Origin of the sequence: Paenarthrobacter ureafaciens, from assembly GCF_004028095.1 — a bacterium.
Lineage (GTDB): Bacteria > Actinomycetota > Actinomycetes > Actinomycetales > Micrococcaceae > Arthrobacter > Arthrobacter ureafaciens.
Window position 1 is genome coordinate 2,276,070 of sequence record NZ_SBHM01000007.1, and the last position, 21,273, is coordinate 2,297,342.

The 21,273-nt window shown below is 64.5% G+C and carries 20 protein-coding genes and 2 riboswitches; of the genes, 11 read left to right on the top strand and 9 right to left on the bottom strand.

All coding sequences use genetic code 11. The features are described 5' to 3' along the window. Nucleotides 1-30: 30 nt before the first annotated feature. The 3 genes from AUR_RS14940 to AUR_RS14950 form a co-directional block, all read right to left on the bottom strand. A complete protein-coding gene (locus tag AUR_RS14940) occupies nucleotides 31-1,476 on the bottom strand; it encodes a sensor histidine kinase (protein WP_021473670.1) in 1,446 nt (481 codons plus the stop codon). 2 nt (nucleotides 1,477-1,478) lie between these two features. Next, complete coding sequence (locus tag AUR_RS14945) at nucleotides 1,479-2,189, bottom strand: response regulator transcription factor (protein ID WP_021473669.1); 711 nt, start codon at nucleotides 2,187-2,189, stop codon at nucleotides 1,479-1,481. Nucleotides 2,190-2,274: 85 nt separating this feature from the next. Beyond that, nucleotides 2,275-2,904 (bottom strand): LysE/ArgO family amino acid transporter, encoded by a 630-nt coding sequence (locus AUR_RS14950; RefSeq protein WP_021473668.1) that lies wholly within the window; start codon nucleotides 2,902-2,904, stop codon nucleotides 2,275-2,277. Nucleotides 2,905-2,972: 68 nt separating this feature from the next. On the opposite strand from AUR_RS14950, the gene AUR_RS14955 reads away from it, so the two are divergent. After that, complete coding sequence (locus AUR_RS14955) at nucleotides 2,973-3,884, top strand: LysR family transcriptional regulator ArgP (RefSeq protein ID WP_062095398.1); 912 nt, start codon at nucleotides 2,973-2,975, stop codon at nucleotides 3,882-3,884. Between the two features lie 79 nt (nucleotides 3,885-3,963). After that, the gene (locus AUR_RS14960; RefSeq protein ID WP_021473666.1) at nucleotides 3,964-4,188 is read left to right on the top strand and encodes a hypothetical protein; all 225 of its coding nucleotides are present in this window, start codon (nucleotides 3,964-3,966) and stop codon (nucleotides 4,186-4,188) included. A gap of 9 nt (nucleotides 4,189-4,197) precedes the next feature. On the opposite strand, the gene AUR_RS14965 is transcribed toward AUR_RS14960, so the two are convergent. The 5 genes from AUR_RS14965 to AUR_RS14985 form a co-directional block, all read right to left on the bottom strand. After that, nucleotides 4,198-6,312 (bottom strand): multicopper oxidase family protein, encoded by a 2,115-nt coding sequence (locus AUR_RS14965; RefSeq protein ID WP_062095400.1) that lies wholly within the window; start codon nucleotides 6,310-6,312, stop codon nucleotides 4,198-4,200. Between the two features lie 12 nt (nucleotides 6,313-6,324). Next, on the bottom strand, nucleotides 6,325-6,798 hold the full coding sequence (locus AUR_RS14970; RefSeq protein ID WP_021473664.1) for a hypothetical protein: 474 nt from the start codon (nucleotides 6,796-6,798) through the stop codon (nucleotides 6,325-6,327). A 231-nt stretch (nucleotides 6,799-7,029) separates the two neighbouring features. Then, on the bottom strand, nucleotides 7,030-8,682 hold the full coding sequence (locus AUR_RS14975; protein WP_062095402.1) for a DNA repair helicase XPB: 1,653 nt from the start codon (nucleotides 8,680-8,682) through the stop codon (nucleotides 7,030-7,032). Nucleotides 8,683-8,730: 48 nt separating this feature from the next. Further along, the gene (locus AUR_RS14980; protein ID WP_062095404.1) at nucleotides 8,731-11,196 is read right to left on the bottom strand and encodes a helicase-associated domain-containing protein; all 2,466 of its coding nucleotides are present in this window, start codon (nucleotides 11,194-11,196) and stop codon (nucleotides 8,731-8,733) included. 51 nt (nucleotides 11,197-11,247) lie between these two features. Then, on the bottom strand, nucleotides 11,248-11,463 hold the full coding sequence (locus tag AUR_RS14985; protein ID WP_021473661.1) for a hypothetical protein: 216 nt from the start codon (nucleotides 11,461-11,463) through the stop codon (nucleotides 11,248-11,250). Nucleotides 11,464-11,656: 193 nt separating this feature from the next. On the opposite strand from AUR_RS14985, the gene AUR_RS14990 reads away from it, so the two are divergent. Next, a complete protein-coding gene (locus AUR_RS14990; RefSeq protein ID WP_021473660.1) occupies nucleotides 11,657-12,040 on the top strand; it encodes a cold-shock protein in 384 nt (127 codons plus the stop codon). Between the two features lie 9 nt (nucleotides 12,041-12,049). Beyond that, a complete protein-coding gene (locus tag AUR_RS14995) occupies nucleotides 12,050-12,700 on the top strand; it encodes a DUF3027 domain-containing protein (protein WP_062095406.1) in 651 nt (216 codons plus the stop codon). A 72-nt stretch (nucleotides 12,701-12,772) separates the two neighbouring features. Here AUR_RS14995 and serC read toward each other — a convergent pair whose 3' ends face one another. Beyond that, on the bottom strand, nucleotides 12,773-13,903 hold the full coding sequence (serC, locus tag AUR_RS15000; protein WP_021473658.1) for a phosphoserine transaminase: 1,131 nt from the start codon (nucleotides 13,901-13,903) through the stop codon (nucleotides 12,773-12,775). A gap of 337 nt (nucleotides 13,904-14,240) precedes the next feature. Between serC and AUR_RS15005 the strand changes: the two genes are divergently transcribed. The 7 genes from AUR_RS15005 to AUR_RS15035 all read left to right on the top strand — a co-directional run bounded on the left by AUR_RS15005 (nucleotide 14,241) and on the right by AUR_RS15035 (nucleotide 21,226). Further along, nucleotides 14,241-14,936 (top strand): iron-dependent transcriptional repressor DtxR, encoded by a 696-nt coding sequence (locus AUR_RS15005; RefSeq protein WP_128397201.1) that lies wholly within the window; start codon nucleotides 14,241-14,243, stop codon nucleotides 14,934-14,936. A 256-nt stretch (nucleotides 14,937-15,192) separates the two neighbouring features. Beyond that, a riboswitch (cyclic di-AMP (ydaO/yuaA leader) is annotated at nucleotides 15,193-15,409 on the top strand. Nucleotides 15,410-15,413: 4 nt separating this feature from the next. Continuing rightward, nucleotides 15,414-16,244, top strand: coding sequence for a M23 family metallopeptidase (locus tag AUR_RS15010; RefSeq protein ID WP_062095410.1), 831 nt, complete (start codon nucleotides 15,414-15,416; stop codon nucleotides 16,242-16,244). A 146-nt stretch (nucleotides 16,245-16,390) separates the two neighbouring features. Next, a riboswitch (cyclic di-AMP (ydaO/yuaA leader) is annotated at nucleotides 16,391-16,550 on the top strand. A 4-nt stretch (nucleotides 16,551-16,554) separates the two neighbouring features. After that, on the top strand, nucleotides 16,555-17,298 hold the full coding sequence (locus AUR_RS15015) for a C40 family peptidase (RefSeq protein WP_052474162.1): 744 nt from the start codon (nucleotides 16,555-16,557) through the stop codon (nucleotides 17,296-17,298). Nucleotides 17,299-17,392: 94 nt separating this feature from the next. Further along, the gene (locus AUR_RS15020) at nucleotides 17,393-18,181 is read left to right on the top strand and encodes an NlpC/P60 family protein (protein ID WP_031216903.1); all 789 of its coding nucleotides are present in this window, start codon (nucleotides 17,393-17,395) and stop codon (nucleotides 18,179-18,181) included. 221 nt (nucleotides 18,182-18,402) lie between these two features. Then, nucleotides 18,403-18,903 carry an HNH endonuclease gene (locus AUR_RS15025; RefSeq protein ID WP_062095412.1) on the top strand — a complete coding sequence of 167 codons (501 nt, stop codon included), beginning with the start codon at nucleotides 18,403-18,405 and terminating at the stop codon, nucleotides 18,901-18,903. Between the two features lie 80 nt (nucleotides 18,904-18,983). Then, nucleotides 18,984-19,871, top strand: a complete 888-nt coding sequence (locus AUR_RS15030; protein ID WP_021473652.1) for an NTP transferase domain-containing protein — start codon at nucleotides 18,984-18,986, stop codon at nucleotides 19,869-19,871. Then, nucleotides 19,868-21,226, top strand: coding sequence for a molybdopterin molybdotransferase MoeA (locus AUR_RS15035; protein ID WP_021473651.1), 1,359 nt, complete (start codon nucleotides 19,868-19,870; stop codon nucleotides 21,224-21,226). Before AUR_RS15030 ends, AUR_RS15035 begins: the two co-directional genes overlap by 4 nt. Nucleotides 21,227-21,273: the final 47 nt, after the last annotated feature.

A 21,273-nucleotide genomic window follows, 5' to 3' on the forward strand; every position in this document is an offset into this window, starting at 1 on the left:
ACCCCCAACGCGTGGAACAGCACGTCGCCGCTATGTGGATAACGCCTCGGCCGGTTCCTCGTGGAGTGGAAGGCTGACCACCAGTGTTGCGCCGCCGCCGTCGGTATCCTGCACCCGCACGGAACCGCCGTGGCTGCCAACAATTGCCGCCACAATGGCCAGCCCCAGGCCGCTGCCGCCGGTTTCCCGGGTCCGGGAAGTGTCCGCCCGATAGAAGCGTTCAAAGACCTTGTTGGCCTCGTCATCGGGAATCCCGGGCCCGTGGTCGCGGATCTCGATCACGGACATCCTGCCCTCGGGAACGTCCCGGACCCCTACCGCGAGTTCAATGGGGCTGCCTTCCGGGGTGTAGCGCAATGCATTGCCGACGAGGTTGCCAATCACCTGGCGGAGTTTGGCTTCGTCCCCTTGAACGGGAGCAGCAGCGGGGGAGGCGCCGTCCAATCCCACCAGCTTGATGGTCCTGTTGCCGGACGACGCCTTGGTGTCCACCACGGCGTCGTTGGCCAGCAACTGCAGGTCGACGGGCTTGAGGTTGAGCGGCCGTTGTTCGTCCAGCCTTGCCAGCATGAGAAGGTCCTCCACCATTGAACCCATGCGTTTGGCTTCGCTTTCGATCCTGCCCATGGCGGTTGCCACGTCTTCTGGCGAAGTGAGGGCCCCATGGCGATAGAGCTCTGAGAAGCCGCGGATGGTAACCAGCGGCGTGCGCAGCTCATGGGAAGCGTCGGCCGCGAACCGGCGCATCCGTGCTTCGGAAGCTGCCCGTGCCGCGAACGAGGCCTCGATATGGGCCAGCATGGCATTGAGGGAGCCGCCCAGCCGGCCGACTTCGGTATGGATGTTGTCGATCTCCACGCGGCGGGACAGGTCCCCGGCCGCAATCGCAGCGGCCGTCTTCTCCACCTTGGCCAGGGGCCGGAAGGAACGGGCCACAGTCCAGGTGGCAATGAAGAACGCCAGCACCAGGGTCAGCAGCCCCACACCGACCACCACCAGGACGGCATGTTCCATGACTTTGTCCACGGGTGCCAGCGGAAGGCCGATGATGACCACGCCGTTCTTGCCGTTGGCGGTCACGCCTACGGCCACCACCCGCCAGTTGTTGCCTGCGGTGCCGTTGACTTGGAACGGTGTGTTCCCGCGGGCCTTCGCCTCAGCCGGGGTGATGCTGGAAATGGCCGGACGGTCGTCGGGGCTGCCACCAAATTGGTAGGGCGCAATTCCGGGTACATACAGCGTCAGCGAGTAGTCCGTTGGGACCGCGGGGTTGTATTCGGAGAGCTTGTCAAAGGACTGCTGGTCCAGGGCAAGGGCGACGGCGGCCTTGAGTTTGTCGTCCACCTGGCCTTGGAGATAACTCTTGACGAGCGTCAACGTGCCTGCCCCGGTGGCCGCGAGGGCCAGTAGGAGGAGTCCCATGATGATGGCAACGAGTTGCGACCTCAGGGACGCTGTTTTCCAGCGTTGCAGCAAGGTCAGCGCTTCTCTGCCGTCCGCAGCACGTAGCCCACGCCGCGCTTGGTCTGGATGAGGGCCGGGGCGTCGGGGTCGATGTCTACCTTCCGGCGAAGGTAGGAGATGTACGACTCAACGATTGAGGCATCACCGTTGAAGTCGTACTCCCACACGTGGTCCAGGATCTGGGCTTTGGAGAGGACGCGGTTGGGGTTGAGCATCAGGTAGCGCAGCAGCTTGAATTCCGTGGGGGACAGCTCTATCACCGTGCCGCCGCGCCGGACTTCGTGGGCGTCGTCATCGAGTTCAAGGTCGTCGACGCGGATAACGGCGTCGTCGTCTTCAAGCGGCTGGGTGCGGCGGAGGACAGCCCGGATGCGCGCGACCACTTCGTCCAGGCTGAAGGGCTTGGTGACGTAGTCGTCGCCGCCGACGGTCAGTCCGGTGACCTTGTCCTCGGTGTCATCCTTGGCCGTGAGGAAAAGGACCGGGAAGTGCTTGCCCGCTGCGCGGAGGCGTCGGGTTACGGTGAAGCCGTCCATGTCCGGGAGCATGACGTCCAATACGGCGAGGTCAGGGGCATGGGTGTCCGCAGCAGCAAGCGCTTCGCGACCATTGGACGCTGCAACGACCTCGAAACCTGCGAAACGCAGCGACGTGGAGAGAAGCTCACGGATGTTGGGTTCGTCGTCAACAACAAGGAGCTTGGCTTCGGGGCCGTTCTTTTTCATGCATCCATGATGCCCCCGGATTCTGGGAGTTATCTGAATGCTTTATGGGAGCGGACTGCGTGCAAGGTGGTGCCGGGCAGGGCTCCTAGCTCCCCAGCGCGAGTCCCGCTCCCAAAGCCACCATGGTGACGGCGATGCCGCCGTCGAGCAGTTGCCAGGAACGGGGGCGGGAGAAGAATCCCTTCAGGAACCGGGCGCCGAACCCCAGCGACGCGAACCAGAGAATGCTGCCCAGAATGGCTCCCGCCCCGAACCACCACTCTTGCCCGGAACCTTGGGCGCTGGCAATGGAGCCCAGGAGCGCGATGTCCAGGTACACGTGGGGATTGAGCCATGTCAGTGCCAGCACTGTGGTTATGGCGGCGGCGAGGCTTCTCTTTCCGGATTTTGGAGAACTGCCCTCAGCTGTCAGGGACTGCGGGTTCAGCGCCCGCCGTGCCGCCATGATGCCGTACGTGACGAGGAACGCTGCGCCCACGTAGCGAAGGATGACGACGGCGGTGGGTGCCGCCGCGATCAAGGCGCCGGTACCGAGGATCCCGGCGGCAATGAGAACGGCGTCCGAGAGTGCGCAGATGGTGACGATAGCGGCGACGTGTTCTCCGCGGATACCCTGCCTCAGCACGAAGGCATTCTGTGCCCCGATGGCAACGATGAGGGCAAGGCCGGTGGCGAGGCCGAGGCCCGCCGCGTTGATGGTGTCAGGAAAATTCACTCCTCCAACGTATGGGCGGAGCTCGACTAAGAACAGCTAAAGATTCTTCACTGGATTAAGCTCTGCTTATGAAATTTCCCTCGGAGCAGTTGTCGACGTTCGCCGCAGTCCTTTCCGAAGGCACGCTGGAAGCAGCCGCCAGGACGCTTCACATCACCCCCTCCGCGGTCTCCCAGCGGTTGAAGGCCCTGGAGCAAACCGCCGGGCGGGTGCTGCTGCAGAGAAGCAACCCGGCCCAACCGACGGAGGCAGGGGAGGTTGTGCTTCGGCTTGCCCGCCAGGTGGCGCAACTGGAGGCTGATGCCGGAGCGGAACTGGGCTTGGGGGCAAGTGGTCCGCGCTTGGCCATACCGATTGTGGTGAATGCCGATTCCCTGGGTGTCTGGTTCCTGCAGGCCCTGACACAGGTAGCTGCCGAGGTTGACGTCACCTTCGACCTCCACCGCGACGATGAGCAGCACTCCGCCTCCTTCCTGCGCTCGGGGAAGGTGATGGCGGCTGTGACAGCAACACCGGATCCCGTGCAGGGTTGTCGGGTGGAGCCGCTGGGTGTCATGCGTTATTTGGCGGTCTCTGAACCGGCCTTTGCTGCCCGATGGTTCTCCGACGGCGTCAACCCCGGGAAACTTAACACGGCACCCACTGTGGATTTCGACCGGAAAGACACCTATCAATGGGCCTTTGTGCAGTCGTTGGCCAGTACGCCGGCCGGTGAATCGATTGACGTCAAAGGGCCCCGGCATTACGTTCCATCCAGCCACGACTTTGGAAATGCCATCCGCTTGGGCCTTGGCTGGGGCCTTATCCCGGAGATCCAATGCCAACAGGACATCAAGGACGGCACACTGGTGGAGCTTGCCCCGGGACGGCCCCTCGATGTGGCGCTCTACTGGCAGCGGTGGAAAACCGCCTCCCACGTGCTGGACGTGGTGAGCGACACCGTTCGAACCGTAGCAGCGCAGTTCCTCAGGCAGCCCTGACAAGCCGCAGGACAGTGTTGTTTTGGAACACGCCGTCGATGCTTCCAAAAATGTCAGTGCCCCATTCCACACTTGAAACATGGCAAAGAAAACAGCACCAGTCAGCAACGCCGCACACCCGGTGGAAGTTCAGTACGAATACCACGTGAGCTACTTTGACTCGGAAGTTGGCCGGGTCCAGGTAGAGGAGTTCGAGGACCTGCAGGCAGCCGAGCGCTTCGCTTCCATCCAACTCCGCTCGGAAGATTGCTGGGCCGTAGTGGAGCGCGTCGACATTCAGGCCTACATCCACCTCGCCGCCTGAGGAGCGTGCCTACTCCGGCCGGTTGTGGGCATGCCCTCCGTGGACGAACGGTGAGGACACCCCCTCGTACTGCATGAGCATCATCATCCCTTCGGCGGCATGGTCCAGGTTGTGGCAGTGATCCATCCAGATCCCCGGATTGTTGGCCACCAGCAGGACTTCCCAGACCTCTCCGCCCTGGATATCAACGGTGTCCAGGACCAAGGGTGATCCGCTCGGTGCCACTCCGTTCCGGCTGAGTACCAGGACATGATGACCGTGCGGGTGCATCGGGTGCGGTTCGGCGGTGCGGTTGATGATGGTTACCTTCACGACGTCCCCCTCCGCGACCTGCATGGAGGGCACCAACGGATAGGCCGCGCCGTTCACCGTGAAGGCATAGCGGGGGACCCCGTCCACAAACCGGAATTGCCGGTCCAACACGATTACTTCCTCACGGTCGGACGTCGGAGTATCAACCCTTCCTGGCACGGGTTCGCCATAGCCCAACAGATCAAGGACGGGAGTGGTCGCAAAAATTCCAGGAGTGGCCTTCTCCGGGTTGCTCCCCGCTGAAGGGCTGCTTCCGCCGGAAGCGGCACCCGACACCTCACCCGACACCTCACCCGAAACTTCGCCGGGACCCCCGGGGTTGATGACCACCGCGGCGTCAGCGGCAGCATCCATCCGAATGGTCACAGGAGTCCCGGGCATGGCAAAGGTCAGGTCATACCGGCCGCCGGCGCCGAGACGGAGCAGCTTTCCTGACACTTCGCCCGGCTTGTTGACTTCGGTTCCATCGACGGCGGCCACTGTAAACGCCGTTCCTTGCACGAGGTAGCGCTGTGGCAAGGAGTCGGTATTGATCAACCGCACGCGAACCAGCGAGCCCGGCTTCGCCCTATACACACTGCTACGGTCTGAGGAGCCCAGCATCCCCAGACCGCCGAGGTCGTGCCCGGCCACCACGATGTCCGCGTCACTACGGACCATGGCGGGATCGTGCACGACGAATACGCCGTAGAGCCCCTTGCGGACTCCTTCGGCTGAATCCTGATGGGTGTGGTACCAGTACGTACCTGCTTGCGCCGCGGCAAACCTGTACGTCATGGACTGGCCGGGCAGGACAGCGTCCTGGGTGGCGCCTGCCACTCCGTCCATGGCGTTCGGCACGTCATAGCCGTGCCAGTGCAGCGTCACCCCGGCCTGCACGTCACGGTTGTTCAGTACTACTTCCACTACTTCGCCCAGTTGGGCTTCCAGCGTAGGTCCCGGCAGGCTGCCGAACGTCCAGGCTTCCGTTGTCCGCCCCGACGGCAGCGTTACCTGTTCAACCCTCGCCGTGAGTTCATAACGCCGGACGGTGGCATTCGCAGGCATGTCGCCCAGTAAGGCAGTCACCGGCGTCGTGGCTGACACCGGAACCGGACCGCCGGCGTCGTGATGTCCGACGGCGGTGATGATCCCGGTGCCGTCCGCGGCACGGCTGCCCAGCCACGTGAAAACGCCGGCTCCCAGGGCCGTGCATGCCATCAGGCCGGCCAGCGCCGTGGCTGCCGTTGCACGCCTGCCGCCACGAGCCGGGCCCAGTGCGCTAACAGCGTGTCGCGGGAAGAGCGCCATTTTGGCCAGCACAACCACCCCTGCGACGAGGAAGAGCAGGATCACCAGGGTCCAGAGCGCGGGGAAGGGTCCCAGGACGAACATCAGGGCGAGGGAACCCACAGCGCCGGCGCCGGCTGCCACCATGGCCAGGACGGCGGCTTCACGCCCCGGGAGGGGTGCCGGCACCTGTGAGTCGTCGTTGGGGGAAAGGTGTGCGCCGGTGTTCCGCCTCCTCAGCAAGAACGGAACACCGGCCATCGCGGCCCAAGCCGCGGGGATGGCGGTCAGCGGCAAGCTGATGGTTATGCGTTCGCTGGCAAACCACCAACTGCCCGCCGCCAAGGCAGGGAGTAAAGCGTAGCGGGCTGCCGTTGCCACCAGGGCGACGGCAGTCGCGAGGAGCGCCAAACCAGTCAAGCGAGGCTTGGCATGGCCTTCACTGGCTGTTGACGTCCACGTCATCCAAGCTGCCGCGGCCCAGGCACCGGCAGCAAGGACCGCCAGCACCAGGTCCACAGCCAACAGCTGTGAAGTGTTCAAGACAGCAGGTGGTCAGGCCGAAGCGGGAGACGTGGGCGCGTCGGAGGAGGTGTCCTTGGGTGGCAGCGGTTGCGGGTTGAGGGCAGCAGCCCGTGCCCGGCTGAACAGCCAGTAGGACATGAAGATGATCAGCAGCCCGGTGATGGGATGGATCGATGCCACCCACGAGCCGGACGGAGTGATGAAATCCTCGGATGAGCCAGTCAGCATGCCGCCAATGATGAAGATGAACAACTGGACCCAGGTCATCAGGAAAATTCCGGCGGCAAGCCAGATGGTTCGGGAACCCATACGGGCGATCGCGGCCACAATAGCGGCGAGGAGCGCGCCGTAGCGGAGGACGTACTGGCCGTTCAGGACGTGGTAAACACCCGCTTCGCGTTGGGCTTCGATGGTGTTTTGGAAGTGGAAGTAGCCGGCAAAAAACAACTGGGCAAGTGATGAAAGCAGAACGATGGCCGCAAGGACCATGAGGGTCTTACGCATTGGGGATCCCTCTGACAGGAACTTCACAGATTCAGTAAAGGCCTTCAAGCCATCGGCACCCTTGGCTGCGGGCTACCCCCACTGCCGATGACTGGCCGCCAGGCTGCCTGGACCAAGGGCAGCTTTTAAGGGCGGAGAGCTTCACTTGGAATCGTAAAATTGCTGGAGATAAATAGCAAGGGTGCGGGGGTTATTCGCCCCAACGGCCCCCGGCCCCCGGCCCCCCAAAGGTTACTGGCCCTGTTCTGTCCCGACGTCCTTGGCGTCCATGATGCGGTAGGCATAACCCTGCTCGGCCAGGAACCGTTGCCGTTTGGCGGCGAAGTCCTGGTCGAGCGTGTCGCGGGCAACCAGCGAGTAGAAGCGTGCGGCCCGGCCGTCCTGCTTGGGCCGCAAGAGCCGGCCCAGGCGTTGCGCCTCCTCCTGCCGGGAGCCGAAGGAACCGGAAACCTGGATCGCGACGGAGGCTTCCGGGAGGTCGATGGAGAAATTCGCCACCTTGGACACCACCAAAGTTTGGAGCTCGCCCTTCCGGAAGGCATCAAAGAGTTTCTGGCGGGCCTTGACGCTGGTTTCGCCCTTGATCAGGGGAGCGTCCAGCCTTTCGGAAATCTCATCCAGCTGGTCGATGTACTGTCCAATGACCAGTAGCTGCTCGCCTTTATGTGCCTCCACGAGCTGTTCCACCAAGGCGGTCTTAGTCTCCGATGTGGCGCACAACCGGTACTTGTCAGCGTCCTCGGCCATCGCGTAGGCCACGCGCTCGTCCCGGGGCAGGTCCACCCGGACCTCCACGCAATCGGCGGGGGCAATGTAGCCCTGGGCTTCGATGTCCTTCCAGGGAGCGTCGTAGCGTTTGGGGCCGATAAGGCTGAAGACCTCGCCCTCGCGACCGTCTTCACGGACCAGGGTGGCGGTCAGGCCGAGTCGCCGCCGGGCTTGCAGGTCGGCAGTCATGCGGAAGATCGGGGCGGGCAGCAGGTGGACTTCGTCATAGATGATCAGTCCCCAATCATGGCCGTCGACAAGTTCAAGATGGGGGTACAGCCCGCCGCGTTTGGTGGTGAGCACCTGGTAGGTGGCAATGGTGACGGGCCGGACCTCCTTGACGGCACCTGAATACTCGCCGATCTCGTCCTCGGTCAGGGAGGTCCGTTTGAGGAGTTCGTCCTTCCACTGGCGGGCCGAGACGGTGTTGGTCACCAGGATCAGCGTGGTGGTCGAGGAGGTGGCCATGGCCGCTGCCCCCACCAGCGTCTTGCCGGCGCCGCAGGGAAGCACGACGACGCCGCTGCCGCCGGCCCAGAAGTTCTCCGTGGCCACCTTCTGGTACGGGCGCAGCTGCCAGTCTGTCTCGTCCAGCATGATCAGGTGCGGCTGGCCATCCACATAGCCGGCCAGGTCCTCGGCCGGCCAGCCCAGCTTGAGGAGCAACTGCTTCAGCTGCCCGCGCTGGGAGGAATGCACCACCACGGTCTCGCCGTCGATCCTCGGGCCCAACAATGGCGCAATCTTCTTGGCGCGGATGACCTCCTCCAGCACCGGGTAGTCGTCCGTGCGCATCACCAGACCGTGCTGCGGGTCTTTTTCCAGGCGCAGGCGGCCATAGCGGGACATGGTTTCTTCAATGTCGATCAGCAGCGCGTGGGGTACGGGAAAGCGGGAGTACTTCAACAGGGTGTCCAGCACCTGTTCGGCGTCCAGTCCTGCGGCCCGTGCATTCCAGAGGCCCAGGGGGGTGAGCCGGTAACTGTGCATGTGCTCCGGTGCGCGTTCGAGTTCTGCGAAGGCAGCGATGGCGTGCCGTGCTTCGGTAGCCAACTCGTGGTCGACTTCCAACAGGATGGTTTTATCGCTTTGAACGATCAGCGGACCGTCGGTCACTCTTTATTCCTATCTTGCGCGCCTCCGCGGGCCCGCCGTTTGCTGCAGCTAGGGGTGCCGGTCACCGGCTGGCTCCACATCGATGATCCTGTGGATGGACAGTACCCGTTCGGTGTCCTTCGCGGGATCGAAAACCCGCACCCGGCCACCCGATACGGAGACTGGAACAACGGTTTCCGTATTTGAATTCCCCAGGCTGTCCACCACGTTCATGGTGACTGCCTGCTTCATCCGGATTGCTTTCTGCAGGGTCTCCAGGCCCAGCTGGGTTGATGCCTCGCCCGTCCCGTCACCCGGGACGTTGCGGTGCTGTCGCAGAATCGCCAGTTGAGCCTCGACGTCGTCGTCCGGCGGAGCCGTCCGCGGCGCTGTATAAACCGGTCGGGCGCTGCCGGATACGGCGGTGGTCCGCTTCAGGCGTACGACGGCGGGTTCGGCGTCCTGCACGGCAGGTGATAGTCCCAGCTCGCGCAGGACCCTGGCGGTTTCCCGCGGGCTGGCCGAGGAGGTCAGGACAGTCGGGGCGAGGCGTACCAGGCTCAGGGCCGACGTCCGGGCTTCCAGCAACAGTTCGGAGATGGCCGATTCGTCGTCGCTCTGGATGAAGCTCGCGCTCGAACTGATCCGCAACCGGCCGTGCCGGGACGCGGTGTCCTGGATGAGGTAGGAAAGCGGCTGGGGCACCTCGGTGGCCGAGTGCTCCCGAAGGAACGCCAGCAGCGATTCCGCATCCTCTCCGGCGTCGAGCGCCCTCCGGATGGAGGAGGCGGAGAAACGGTAGATCGACGCCGGCCCTTGCCCTTCGGCGTCGGACATCCGGAGCAGCCTCTCACTGAGCTCAGGCGCCAAATATCCGGGAGCCACGGCTGTCAGGTCAGCCTGCAACAGGATGTGGTTCACCGCAGCGGGCAAGTGTTCGCCAAGGATGGCCATGGCATGTTCGGGGCGGCCCGCCGCGATGGCCGAACCGAGCTGCGTGAACGCCCCCGAACCCATGAGGCCCAGGAGAGTAGCTTCCTCCAGGATGCCGCGCACCAGGGAACTGAACCGCCGGGCCATCCGGGGCTGCGCCCATTCCGCGCGTTGGAGGACCGCGCGGGCATCGAGCACCGGCGCCTTTCCATCCGGCGCTGCCGCCTCGGCGGTGAGTTCGTCCAGGATCTCCAGAAGCCTGCGCCGGACAACAGGGGCATCGGGACGCTGGGCTTCGGCGGACAATGCGTTGATGGTGCTGCCGGCCGCGCCGTGGTGGGAGCCCCCGGTGTTTCCTGCGATGGGCTGGCCCACCATGGACGGGGCGCGTTCGCTGGCCAGCCACGCATTCACCAACCACAACCACTGCTCCTGGCGGGGCAGGCCCGGCCATTCGAGCGCCGGGGACTGCACCCAGGTGGAGCTGTCCACATCCAGGCGCAACAGCCCGGACAGGGCGCACAACTCAAGCAGGACAGCCGTTTGGTGCACCCCGCACCGGATCGACTCGGCAAGCCGGCGCAGCTCGCGCACGCCCACGCCGCCGCTGCGAAGGGTGGCCAACGGTTGCTCCCGCACGACGAACAGCAGTTCATTGCACAGCCTGAGCGTCTCCGCGATGGCACCCATGGCCGCGTTGCGCCGCAGGGCGCCACTGGTGTGCCCCAGTTCCGGCACAGGAGGGGCCAGGCTGAAGTCGTTCACAATGACGCCGCCACGCAGGGCGATGCCAACGCTGTGCGGCAGCTCAACGTGCCCGGCATCGAGGGGGACCAGCAGTCCGCGGGCCAGCAGCCAGTCGATCGGTCCGACGTCGGCACTTTCGTGCGTCACCGAGGCCCGCCTTTGCGCCTGGGGTACGGCGCCCATGGCCCAGCTGCCGAACTTGTCCAGCAGGGCAGTGGTCCTCTCCGGAGCAGTGGCGAGGATGGCCCGGACGCCTTCCGGCGTGGCAGTCCATTTCTGCAGGGACAGCGCAGCATCCATCGGGGTGCTGGCCGGATGGATGTCAATGCCGCTGTGGTGCAGTTCGGACACAAGCTGGACCACGCGCTGGGCAAAGGCCGGCTGCAGCCTGACGAGTTCCGTGTAGCTGCGGCCCAAGCCCGCCGGGTAGATGCCGATGACATCCTTGAGGCTGCCCACGGGCAAATAGAAACGCTGCCTGGAGCCTGCCGGCATGTGGGCAGATGCCGGTGGTTCCGCCCGATGGACCAGTGCCAGTTCCTGCAGTTTCGCGAGGATCGGTTCCAGCGCGGACAAGGTTGACCCGGCAATGACCTTCTTCAGGCCGGAAGCGGAGGCACTGTGTCCGGTGTCTGTGTTGGTACACAGATGGAGGGTTTCGAGGACCTGCATTTCCGGCTTGGTGAGTCGCTCCAAGGCCCGCTGGACACTGACCCGGGCGCTGGCCCTGGCCGCGAGTGCCGCAAAGTCCGGCGCCATGGGGGAGATGAGGTCCGGCCGCGCGGCAAACAAAGCCCGCAGCGAGGCATCGCTGCGCGCCTCGAGTTCCTTGCTGAGCGCTCGAATCAGGGACATCAGTTCAACGTTACCGCCAGCGGCACGCAGATGCCTGTCCCGCCGCAGCGGCTATTGGCGCCGGCGCTGGCGGGCTGCGTCCACCACCAGGAAAACGGCCATGATGAAGGCTATCGGCAGTCCGTAGAGTGCAGTCGAGGTAACCCATACGGGTGCGGCCCCGCCGTTGAAGGCAATGGCCATGACCGCTGCCACGGCAGCCAGCGAAACAAAGGCGACGACGGCGGCAGCAACAGTCAGGGGGCGGCGGTAACCCGGGGAAGTCATGCTCCAAAGGTATCCGGTTGCCGTGCGCTTCCGCTAAGCGCGAAGCGCCAAAGCGGGAATAGGGGGCCGGGCAGGATAACCTTGAAGGAGCAGACCCACACGGACCGGGCTGTCGCCCCTGATCCCGCAGGACCCTGTGGATGCGGCGCCGGCCTGACGTGTTTCCCACGCAAGAACGAAGAAGGTTGATTACGTGCCCACCGGCAAGGTCAAGTGGTATGACAAGGACAAAGGCTTCGGATTCCTCGCGGCCGAAGACGGCCAGGAAGTATTCCTGCCCAAGACGGCCCTGCCCGCGGGCGTAACCGAGCTTAAGGCGGGAACCCGGGTGGAGTTCGGCGTTGCCGACGGTCGCCGCGGGGCGCAGGCGTTGGGCCTGCGTATCCTGGACAAGACCCCCTCCATCGCCAAGGCCAAGCGTATGAACGCGCGGGACCTCGCGCCGCTCGTCCAGGACCTGGTCACTGTGCTGGACAACCTCTCCGGCACGTTGTCCTCCGGAAAGTACCCGGAAGGCAATAAGGCGAAGGCAATCGGTACGGCACTGCGCAAGGTTGCCGACGAGCTGGAAGCCTAAGGAACAGCCATGACTTCCGAATCCGCACAGGATACGCAGGCCGCCGGGAACGCATCTCATGCTGCCTCCGCTGCCGAGGCTCCTGCCAACGGGGAGACCCCTGCGAGCGGGGCCGGCCCGGCAGCCAAGGAAGTCCCCGCGCGGAAGGGTGCTGCGCCGAAGCCCCGCGCCGGAGTTCCGGTGTGGCGCACCGGTAAGCCGGACGCGTTCCTGGCTGCCGCCGTCCACGTGGCCCGGACAGCAGTGGAGGGTATCGCGAAGCCCGGCGAGGTAGGCGCCCACATCGGGGCCAAATCCGAGGGCGACCGCGTTGTCACCCACCTGTTCGAATCCAAGCTGCCCGGCTATGGCGGGTGGCAGTGGTACGCCGTGGTCACCCGGAACTCGCGTTCCAAGATTGTGACCGTGAGCGAGCTGGGATTGCTGCCCTCGGAGGACTCCATCCTCGCGCCCGAGTGGGTCCCGTGGGCCAAGCGGGTCCGGCCGGAAGACGAGACGCCATTGGTCGAGGAGACCGCCGGAGAAGTCCCGGAAGAAGCCGTGCAGGCGGAAGAAGCTGAAGCCGAGGCTTCCAGGAATGAACCGGCCGAAGACGCGGACGATGCCGACGCGGACGCCGAGGACGCCGTGCAGGAGCCTGCAGACTCCCCGGAAGCCTGATCCGCCAAGACTTTAAAAATAATCGGCGCCTGCAGGGAGCTTCTCCCGGCAGGCGCCGATTATTTGTGGGGGCTACTTCTTCAGCTCGCCCACCACGTAGTCAATGCTGGCGAGCAGGGCGGAGACGTCGTCCGGTTCGATCGCAACGAACGTCGCGATCCGCAGCTGGTTGCGGCCCAGCTTGCGGTAGGGCTCGGTGTCAACCACGCCGTTGGCGCGCAGCACCTTGGCGATGGCCGCGGCATCGATCGAATCGTCGAAGTCGATGGTGGCAATGACGTTGGACCGCTCTTCGGGGTTGGCAACAAAAGGGGTCGCGAATTCGGAGGACTCTGCCCACGAGTAGACGCGGCTGGCAGAATCTGCCGTGCGCTTGCTGGCGAAGTCAAGGCCGCCGTTGCTGTTGAGCCACTGGACCTGCGCATCCAGGGTCACCAGGGTGGAAAGCGAAGGCGTGTTGTATGTCTGGTTCAGCTTCGAGTTATCGATGGCGGTCTGCACGTCAAGGAAATCAGGAATCCAGCGGCCGCTTGCCTTGATGCGGGCAGCGCGTTCAAGCGCCGCGGGGGAGAAGAGGCCGAGCCACAGGCCGCCGTCGGATGCGAAGTTCTTCTGCGGTGCGAAGTAGTAGACGTCGGACTCAGCCACATCCACGTCAAGGCCACCAGCTGCGGAAGTAGCGTCCACCAGCACCAGGGAACCCTCATCGGCGCCGGCAACGCGCTTGACCGGCGCAGCCACACCGGTGGACGTCTCGTTCTGCGGCCACGCATATACATCCACGCCGGCTTCCGCAGCGGGAGCGGGGCGGGTCCCGGGCTCGGACTTGATGATGGAGGACTCGTCCAGGAACGGAGCCTTGTTGGTGGCGGCTGCAAACTTGGAGCCAAACTCGCCGAAGGACAGGTGCTGTGCCTTCTTTTCCACGAGGCCGAAAGCCGCGACATCCCAGAACGCCGTTGAGCCACCGACGCCGAGGACTACCTCGTACCCTTCAGGAGCACGGAAGAACTGGCTGAGGCCCTCACGAACGGAGCCTACGAGGTTCTTGACCGGTGCCTGGCGGTGGGAGGTGCCAAGGATGGTCTTCGATGCAGCGGACAGGGCTTCGATCTGCTCCGGGCGGACCTTGGACGGTCCGGCGCCGAACCTTCCGTCCTTGGGCAGCAGGTCGGCGGGAATGGTGATGCTGGTGTCGCTCACGCGTGGCTCCAATGTGTATCGGTCAAAGACGGGGAGGTGGCAGGTGGCATCAACTGCCCCTTCGACACCCCCAATTCTGCCTGAACAGGCGCGGGTGCGCGTACCCGGTGGTGTCATAGTCCGCCACGTGGAACGTGGTCGCGCGCGTTCCCGTCGTCAAGGGGGTGGAGGCAAGGTACCCGGAACCTTTGTGACCCTTCGAAAATTATCAAGAGTAATTCCAAATAAGCTAGGCTGGGGTACGCGTTCACAGGGTGGCGCAGGGGGACGTGCAGCCTCTACGGACGCGGTACGGTGGACATTACGCAAGAACTGCGTTCGAGGAGAGCTGAGCTGGATGACGGATCTGATCGATACCACTGAGATGTATCTTCGGACCATTTTGGAACTTGAAGAAGAAAACATCGTGGCTCTCCGCGCCCGCATCGCTGAGCGGTTGCGCCACTCCGGTCCTACGGTCTCCCAAACGATCGGACGCATGGAGCGCGACGGCCTGGTGGTGGTGTCCAATGACCGGCACCTGGAGCTCACGGAAGTTGGCCGCAAGCGCGCCACCGAAGTGATGCGCAAGCACCGCTTGGCTGAACGCCTCCTTGCCGACGTCATAGGCCTGGACTGGGCGTACGTCCATGACGAAGCGTGCCGCTGGGAGCACGTGATGAGCGAACGCGTGGAACGCAGGCTGTATGAACTGCTGGAGCATCCCACGCAATCCCCGTACGGGAACCCGATTCCCGGCCTGGAGGCCCTGGGCGGCCTCGCTGTCCAAGCTCCCTTCCGCCCGGACGTCAACCTCCTGCAGGCAATGGATGGTTATGCTGACGACTCCCGCGTTGTGGTGAGCCGGCTCGCCGAGCCCATCCAGGTCGAGCCCGAACTCCTGACCCAGCTGGACGAGGGCGGCATCCGTCCGGGTGCGGCCGTTTCCCTGGAGCGCGTGGGGGACTATATCTCCGTCCGGGTGCCGGGGATTGAAGGGGCCCTCGAGCTGCCGCCGGAAGTAGCTGCCCACGTATTCGTGGCAGTCGGCTAGCAAGCGACAGGCCAGCCGGGTGCAGGCGTTCACTCCATGTGGGCGCCTTTGCCTTGCCATGGGCGTGGTTGATCTCACGTCACGCCGCCGCGCGGCGGTGTGACCTGCGGTTTCCGCGGATAGGTGATAAGGGGAGCGGGCAAAAAACGACCGCCCTGTAGATAACGAATTTATTACCGCGGGCCTTAATCCCCTATAGTTATCTACTAGCGCCGATATCAAAGCGTTACCTGATCTGGAGCCGAGCTCTGCCAGCAGATCAGGGGTGTTAAACATCTACTGGCAGAGGCGGGGGAACCACAATCGGCTGCCTAGAGAAGCAGCCTTGGGGTGAAGTCCGCAGCAGCAGTGCCTTACTTACGCAATTCCCTCCTGGGATACCTGTGTGCCGTGAGCGCTGCGTGCGGGCCGGGTCTTTGCACTCTCTGATCCGAATCCGACAGCTAACTTCGCAGGCTTTTGAGAGAGGAACAGAGTTTGACTTCGCAGAACGTCAGGGGCCGTCGACGCGCTACCGGCCCCGCTACTGAGCTGCGGCCAGCCCGCGTAGTATCGGAGATCCGGCCCCGCGACACCCAGCGTCAGGTGCGCCGCCGTAAGAGCCCGATGCGCCAGGTGGCCGATTTCGCAGCAGCCAGTGGTGTAGGGCAGAAGGCCGGCGTAGCACTCGCTGCTACCGGTCTTGCGCTCACTGTCGGCCTGCCTGCAACGAGTCCCGTCATGGCCACGTCCGAGTCCGGGCAGACTGAGGCCGCACTGGCTGTGGGCGGCGGGAGCCAGCCAGAGGTCTCCGCGGAAGCGTCCGCCAAGATCGACTTCAGCCGCGCCGCGGTGGCAACCAAGGCGGATCCCGACGGCAAGCTCAAGCAGTTGCTGAGCGCCCAGTCCGTGGGAAGCATCCAGGCCAGCTCCTCCAAGGGCACCATGGCCAGCCCGTTGGACACCCTCAGCACCGCATCACCGTTCGGCTACCGCATCAGCCCGCTGACAGGCGGCAGCGGCGATTTCCACCGCGGCCAGGACTTCGTGGCCCAGTGCGGCACGGCAGTCCACGCTGCTGCGGCGGGCAAGGTCACCTTTGCGGGTTGGCACGAATACGGTGGAGGCAACCGCGTGGTGGTGGACCATGGCAACGGCCTGGAAACCACCTACAACCACTTGTCGTCATTCAAAGTCAAGGTCGGCGACACCGTGAATCGCGGAGACACCGTTGCCTTGAGCGGCACCACGGGCGCTTCCACCGGCTGCCACCTCCACTTCGAAGTCCAGGTCAACGGCGAAGTCGTCGACCCCATGGGCTGGCTCTAACCCGAGTTGATGGTCGTCTCTCGCATTCTTGACACGCCCCGTGATCTGAATGTGACATTTTAGTTCAACTGTTGTACCGTACAAAGCGCATCGGCTTTTTAGGGGGCCGATGCACTTGGGTGGATTGCCTAGCTCTGCCACCACTCAAGGTCCGTTCGCATAATTCGTCTGGCAGGGGCGGGGGAACCAATTTTGGTCTTCGAAAGAGGGCCTTGGGGTTAAGTCACAAACGCTTCCAACGGCGTGTGGCCGGATGACTCCCATCCGAATCCGACAGCTCACCTCGCAGGCATTGGGAGAGGCTACCTTCGTGTCATCACGCACTACTTCTGCGCGCCACCGCGCCCAGACGGTTACCCCGTTGAACACTCTTTCCAAGGCTGTTTCAGCGAATGCCGGAACCGTCGGCCGCCAGGCCGCAGTCCTTGCAGCAGCATCGGGCTTGGTCCTCAGCGTCGGCCTTCCTGCCCAGGCAGCGGATACTGACGTTTCCAAGGCTGAGTCCAGCGCACAGCAGCTGGTGACTACCGCCGTCGTCACGGCGGAACCAACCGCCACTGTTTCCTTTGAGAGCCCCGTTGTGGTTACCAAGGAAGCCCCCAAGATCCAGCGCGCTTCCCAGACCACGCAGCGCTCCCAGGCGAACGGCAACCAGAATGCCGGCCAGGGCGAGGGCGCAGTCACCGCCAAGTCCGCCGGCTCCAAGGATTCCGCAGCCAGCGCCGCGGCTTCGGGCCTCGCAGCAATCGCGTACACCGGCATCGGCCACCCGTACGTCTGGGGCGGCACCACCCCCAACGGTTGGGACTGCTCCGGCTTCACCCAGTGGGTTTACGCGCAGGCCGGCATCAGCATCCCCCGCGTCAATGCATGGACCGCCATGAAGCCCACCAGCACTCCCGCTCCCGGCGACCTCGTCATGCAGAACGGCGGTGCCCACGTTGGCATTTACGTCGGCAACGGCATGATGGTCAGCGCCCTGAACCCCAGCCAGGGCACGCTGCTTCACTCGGTAGCTTCTACCGGAACCTCCTCCTTCTTCACCCTGCGCTAAAAACCGTCCAGGTAAGCCAGCGCGCCCCCCGGGTGCTGGCCTGCCCATGACCCGCGTGCTTCCCAGCAGCACGCGGAAACGAAAAGAGATCATCATGACCAGTGCAAACAAGGTTGCGCGGCACCGGGCCGAGGCTCCCAAGACCAGCTCACTTGCCGTGATTGCAAAGGCAGTTTCGGTGAACGCCGGTGGCGTCGGCCGCCAGGCAGCCGTCATCGCCGCGGCTTCGGGCTTGGTCCTGACCAGTGGCGTTGCTGCCAATGCGGCGGATACCAATGTGGATCGCGAGTCCACCTCAACCACCTCCCTGGACATCCAGTCCGTCGTGCAGTCCACCATCGCCGCTGACTCCACCGTTGCCATCTCCTACGAGAGCCCGGTTGTCACCACGGTCGAGGCGCCCGCGCCCGTCGTGGAGAAAGCCCCGGCCAAGGCTGAAGCGAAGAGCTCCGCACAGGAAGCCACTGCCTCAGCTTCCAACGCTGCTGGCGGCGCAACCGTGGCAGTCAGCAACGCTGCACCGGCAGCAAAGGCTCCGGCTGCTTCCAGTGGCCTCGGTGCGGCCATTGCCGCTGCAGCCTACGCCCAGCTCGGCGTGACCCAGGACTGCACCATGTTGGTCACCAACTCCCTCGCAGCCGTGGGTATCAACTTCCATGACTGGCCTGCGGGTTACCTTTCCCTTGGACGTACGGTCAGCGCAGCGGAAGCCCAGCCGGGCGACCTCGCTTACTACGCCAACGGTGGTCTGGCCGGACAGGCCCACATCGCCGTCTACGTCGGCAACGGCATGGCAGTGCATGGCGGATGGAACGGATCCACCACTGCTCTGTTCAGCGTCAACGTCGGCTCGGGTCCGGTCTTCATCCGGGTCAACGGCTGATCGAACTTTGAGGAAATACCCCGCAGGTTTCACCTGCGGGGTATTTCCGTCTTAAGGGGCAGGACCGGGGCCTGTGGGCGACATCACAAGCTAATTCCACTGATAATTCGTTGATATGGCATATAAGTGCTTACTCTTATGGTGTCGATCCACAGCCCGTACATGCAGAGGGCAGCCGGCCCTCGTGCCCCTGGCGGGTGCGGCCGTTAAGAGGTACGTGCATGCGCACACTCGTTCTGAATGCTGGATATGAACCGCTGGCGGTAGTTACCTTCCGCCGGGCGCTGGTCCTTGTGCTCACCGGAAAAGCAAGCGTAGTGGCCGAAGGCGACGAACCTGTCGTCGGGCCGCAGGAGATTCTGGGACGCCCGTCCGTGATCCTCCTCAATCGCTACATCCGGCCGCGGTACAACAGGATTACGGCCGTCAGCCGGCGCGGAGTTCTCCGCCGCGACGGCCACCGCTGCGCCTACTGCGGTAAGACAGCCCACACCATAGACCACGTCCACCCCAAATCCAGGGGCGGCGCGGATTCCTGGGAAAACCTGGTTGCGGCGTGCTTGAAATGCAATAACGCCAAGAGCGACCACACGCCGGCAGAGATGGGTTGGAAACTCCGTTTCACACCCGGCGTCCCCTCCGGAACCATGTGGCAGATCAAAGAACTCGAGAAGCCTGCGCCGGACTGGGATCCGTTCCTCTTGCCGGAATCCGCTGCCTGATTGATGTGCGTCCGCCCTATGCGGCACCGGTAATCCTGTGCGGCACCGGTAATCCGGGGCGGCACCGGTAATCTGGGCGAATGGAGTTCAACGCAGTGATCTTGGCGGGTGGCAGGGCCACCCGCCTTGGCGGTGTGCCCAAACCTTCGCTGACCTACGACGGCGCCACCCTGCTTTCGCATGCCCTGGACGCAGCCAGGGGTGCTGTGGCAACCGTAGTGGTGGGCCCCGATCCCGGCACGTTGCCGCCCGGCGTGCTGACTGCACGGGAGGAACCTGTATTCGCCGGTCCTGCTGCGGCGATTGCCGTAGGACTGGCTGCCCTGGCGGATCGGGGGCCCGCCCCTTGGACCCTGGTCCTCGCGTGCGACATGCCGCATGCCTCCCGCGGTGTGCAAGCGTTGTTGGCTGCCCTTATTGCCACGCCGAAGACCGAGGGTGCCATCGCCGTGTCCCCGGACGGGCGCAAGCAGCCGTTGCTGGGGATCTACAGCACACGGGCCATGGAAAGGGAAGTGGCCCTGGCCTCGGAAGGGGGAGGGTTAACGAACTCTTCAGTGTTCCGCCTGCTTGCTAGGCTGAAGGTGATGGCGGTGCCTGTTCCCAGCGGTTCCACGGATGATGTGGACACGTGGGCGGACGCCGCGGTACTGGGCATAGACAAACAGCAGGAGGCGGACGTGAAGAGCCAGGAAGAGACTCTCGAGGAATGGTGCCGCATGCTGCTGCAGGCATTCGAGCTTGAAGGCGTCGAGGTGGATGTCAACGAGGTCCTCGCCGTTGCTGGCGTTGCGGCGCATTCCGTGGTGCGTCCCGCTGCACCCCTGACCACGTTCATTGCCGGCTATGCGGCCGGAATGGCCCGGGGAATCGGGCAAGCCAACGACGACGCGGCCATGAGTGCAGCCCTCGGCCTGGCACGCCAAGTGGCCAAGCAATACCCGGAGCCCGGGGCAGAATCGGAATGACCGCGGCCCCGGAACAGGGCCACCACGCGGCACATACCTGGCAGGAGGCCCGGCAGCGCGCCTTTGAGGTTGCTGCTCCCATCCCCGCGAGCCCCGTTCCCCTGAGGGCTGCGCTCGGTCGGACGCTTTCCTCGGATGTATTGGCTCTCCAAGACATGCCCCACTATGCCTCGTCCGCCATGGATGGGTGGGCTGTCAACGGCAGCGGACCCTGGATACTGAGCGAACCGGGGCAGCGCCTTGCCCCGCACCAGGCCAGCCCGATCGTTACCGGCGGGCTCATTCCGCCCGGGGCCAAGGCAGTGCTGCGCAGCGAGAGCGGCGTCATCACCACGGACGACGACGGCCTGCCGATACTTGGGCTCGGCGGAGCCGCCAAACCGGGGGAGCCCCGCAACGGGCAGCACATCCGCAAAGCCGCGGAGGAAGCAGCCGGGGGCGAGGTCCTGATCAAGGCCGGGGCGGTCCTGAATCCCGCCCATGTTGCCCTGGCGGCCTTGGCCGGACTGGACGAGGTGGAGGTGCTCGGCAAGCCGCTGGTCCGTTTCCTCTTGACGGGTTCCGAAGTGGTTGACCAGGGCATGCCCGGCCCGGGCCAGGTCAGGGACACCTTCGGTCCGCAGCTTGGCGGGGTGGTTGAGCTTCTTGGCGGCATAGCGGGGGATCAGGTCAGGGTCGGCGACAGCTACGAAGATTGGCTTGCCGCCCTGCAGGACGTTGAACCGGACGTCCCCCAAGAAGCCGCGGGGTTGGCGGACGTGGACGCGGAGCCGCCGGCCGACGTCGTGATCACCACGGGCGGTACCGGCCGCTCCGGTACCGACCACTTCCGGAAAGCGGTCGCAGAGCTCGGCGGAACGCTGCTGATCGACGGCATCGCCATGCGCCCGGGGCACCCCGCTGTTTTGGCGGAGCTTCCGGATGGACGGTTCGTCCTGGGCCTTCCCGGCAACCCGTTGGCCGCCATGATGGCATTGTTCACAGTGGGTGGACCGCTGCTGGCCGCCTTGGGGCATGGCAGCATGCCGGAAACCGGCGAGGTGCCCTCCGGAGCCATGATCGACGCCGACCCCGGACGCACCCGGTTGATGCCGTTCAAACTGGTGTACGGTTTGGCCTCACCCGCCCAACATGCAGGGCCGGGAATGATGAGGGGGCTCGCCAACGCAGACGGCGTCATGGTGGTGCCGCCGCATGGAGTCCAACTCGGCGAGCTGGTGCAGGCGTTCGCGCTCCCATGGGGCAAGCCGCTGCCCGTGCCAAAGCCGCCGGAGGAAAAGCCGCGCAAGGCGCCTGGGCGAGGCCAGCGGAAGGGTCCCCAGGGGCCGGTCGACTGGAGCGCGCTCGACGCTTGACGCCCGCGGGTGGAACCAAGTGGCCAGCAGGCAACAGGCTTGCCATG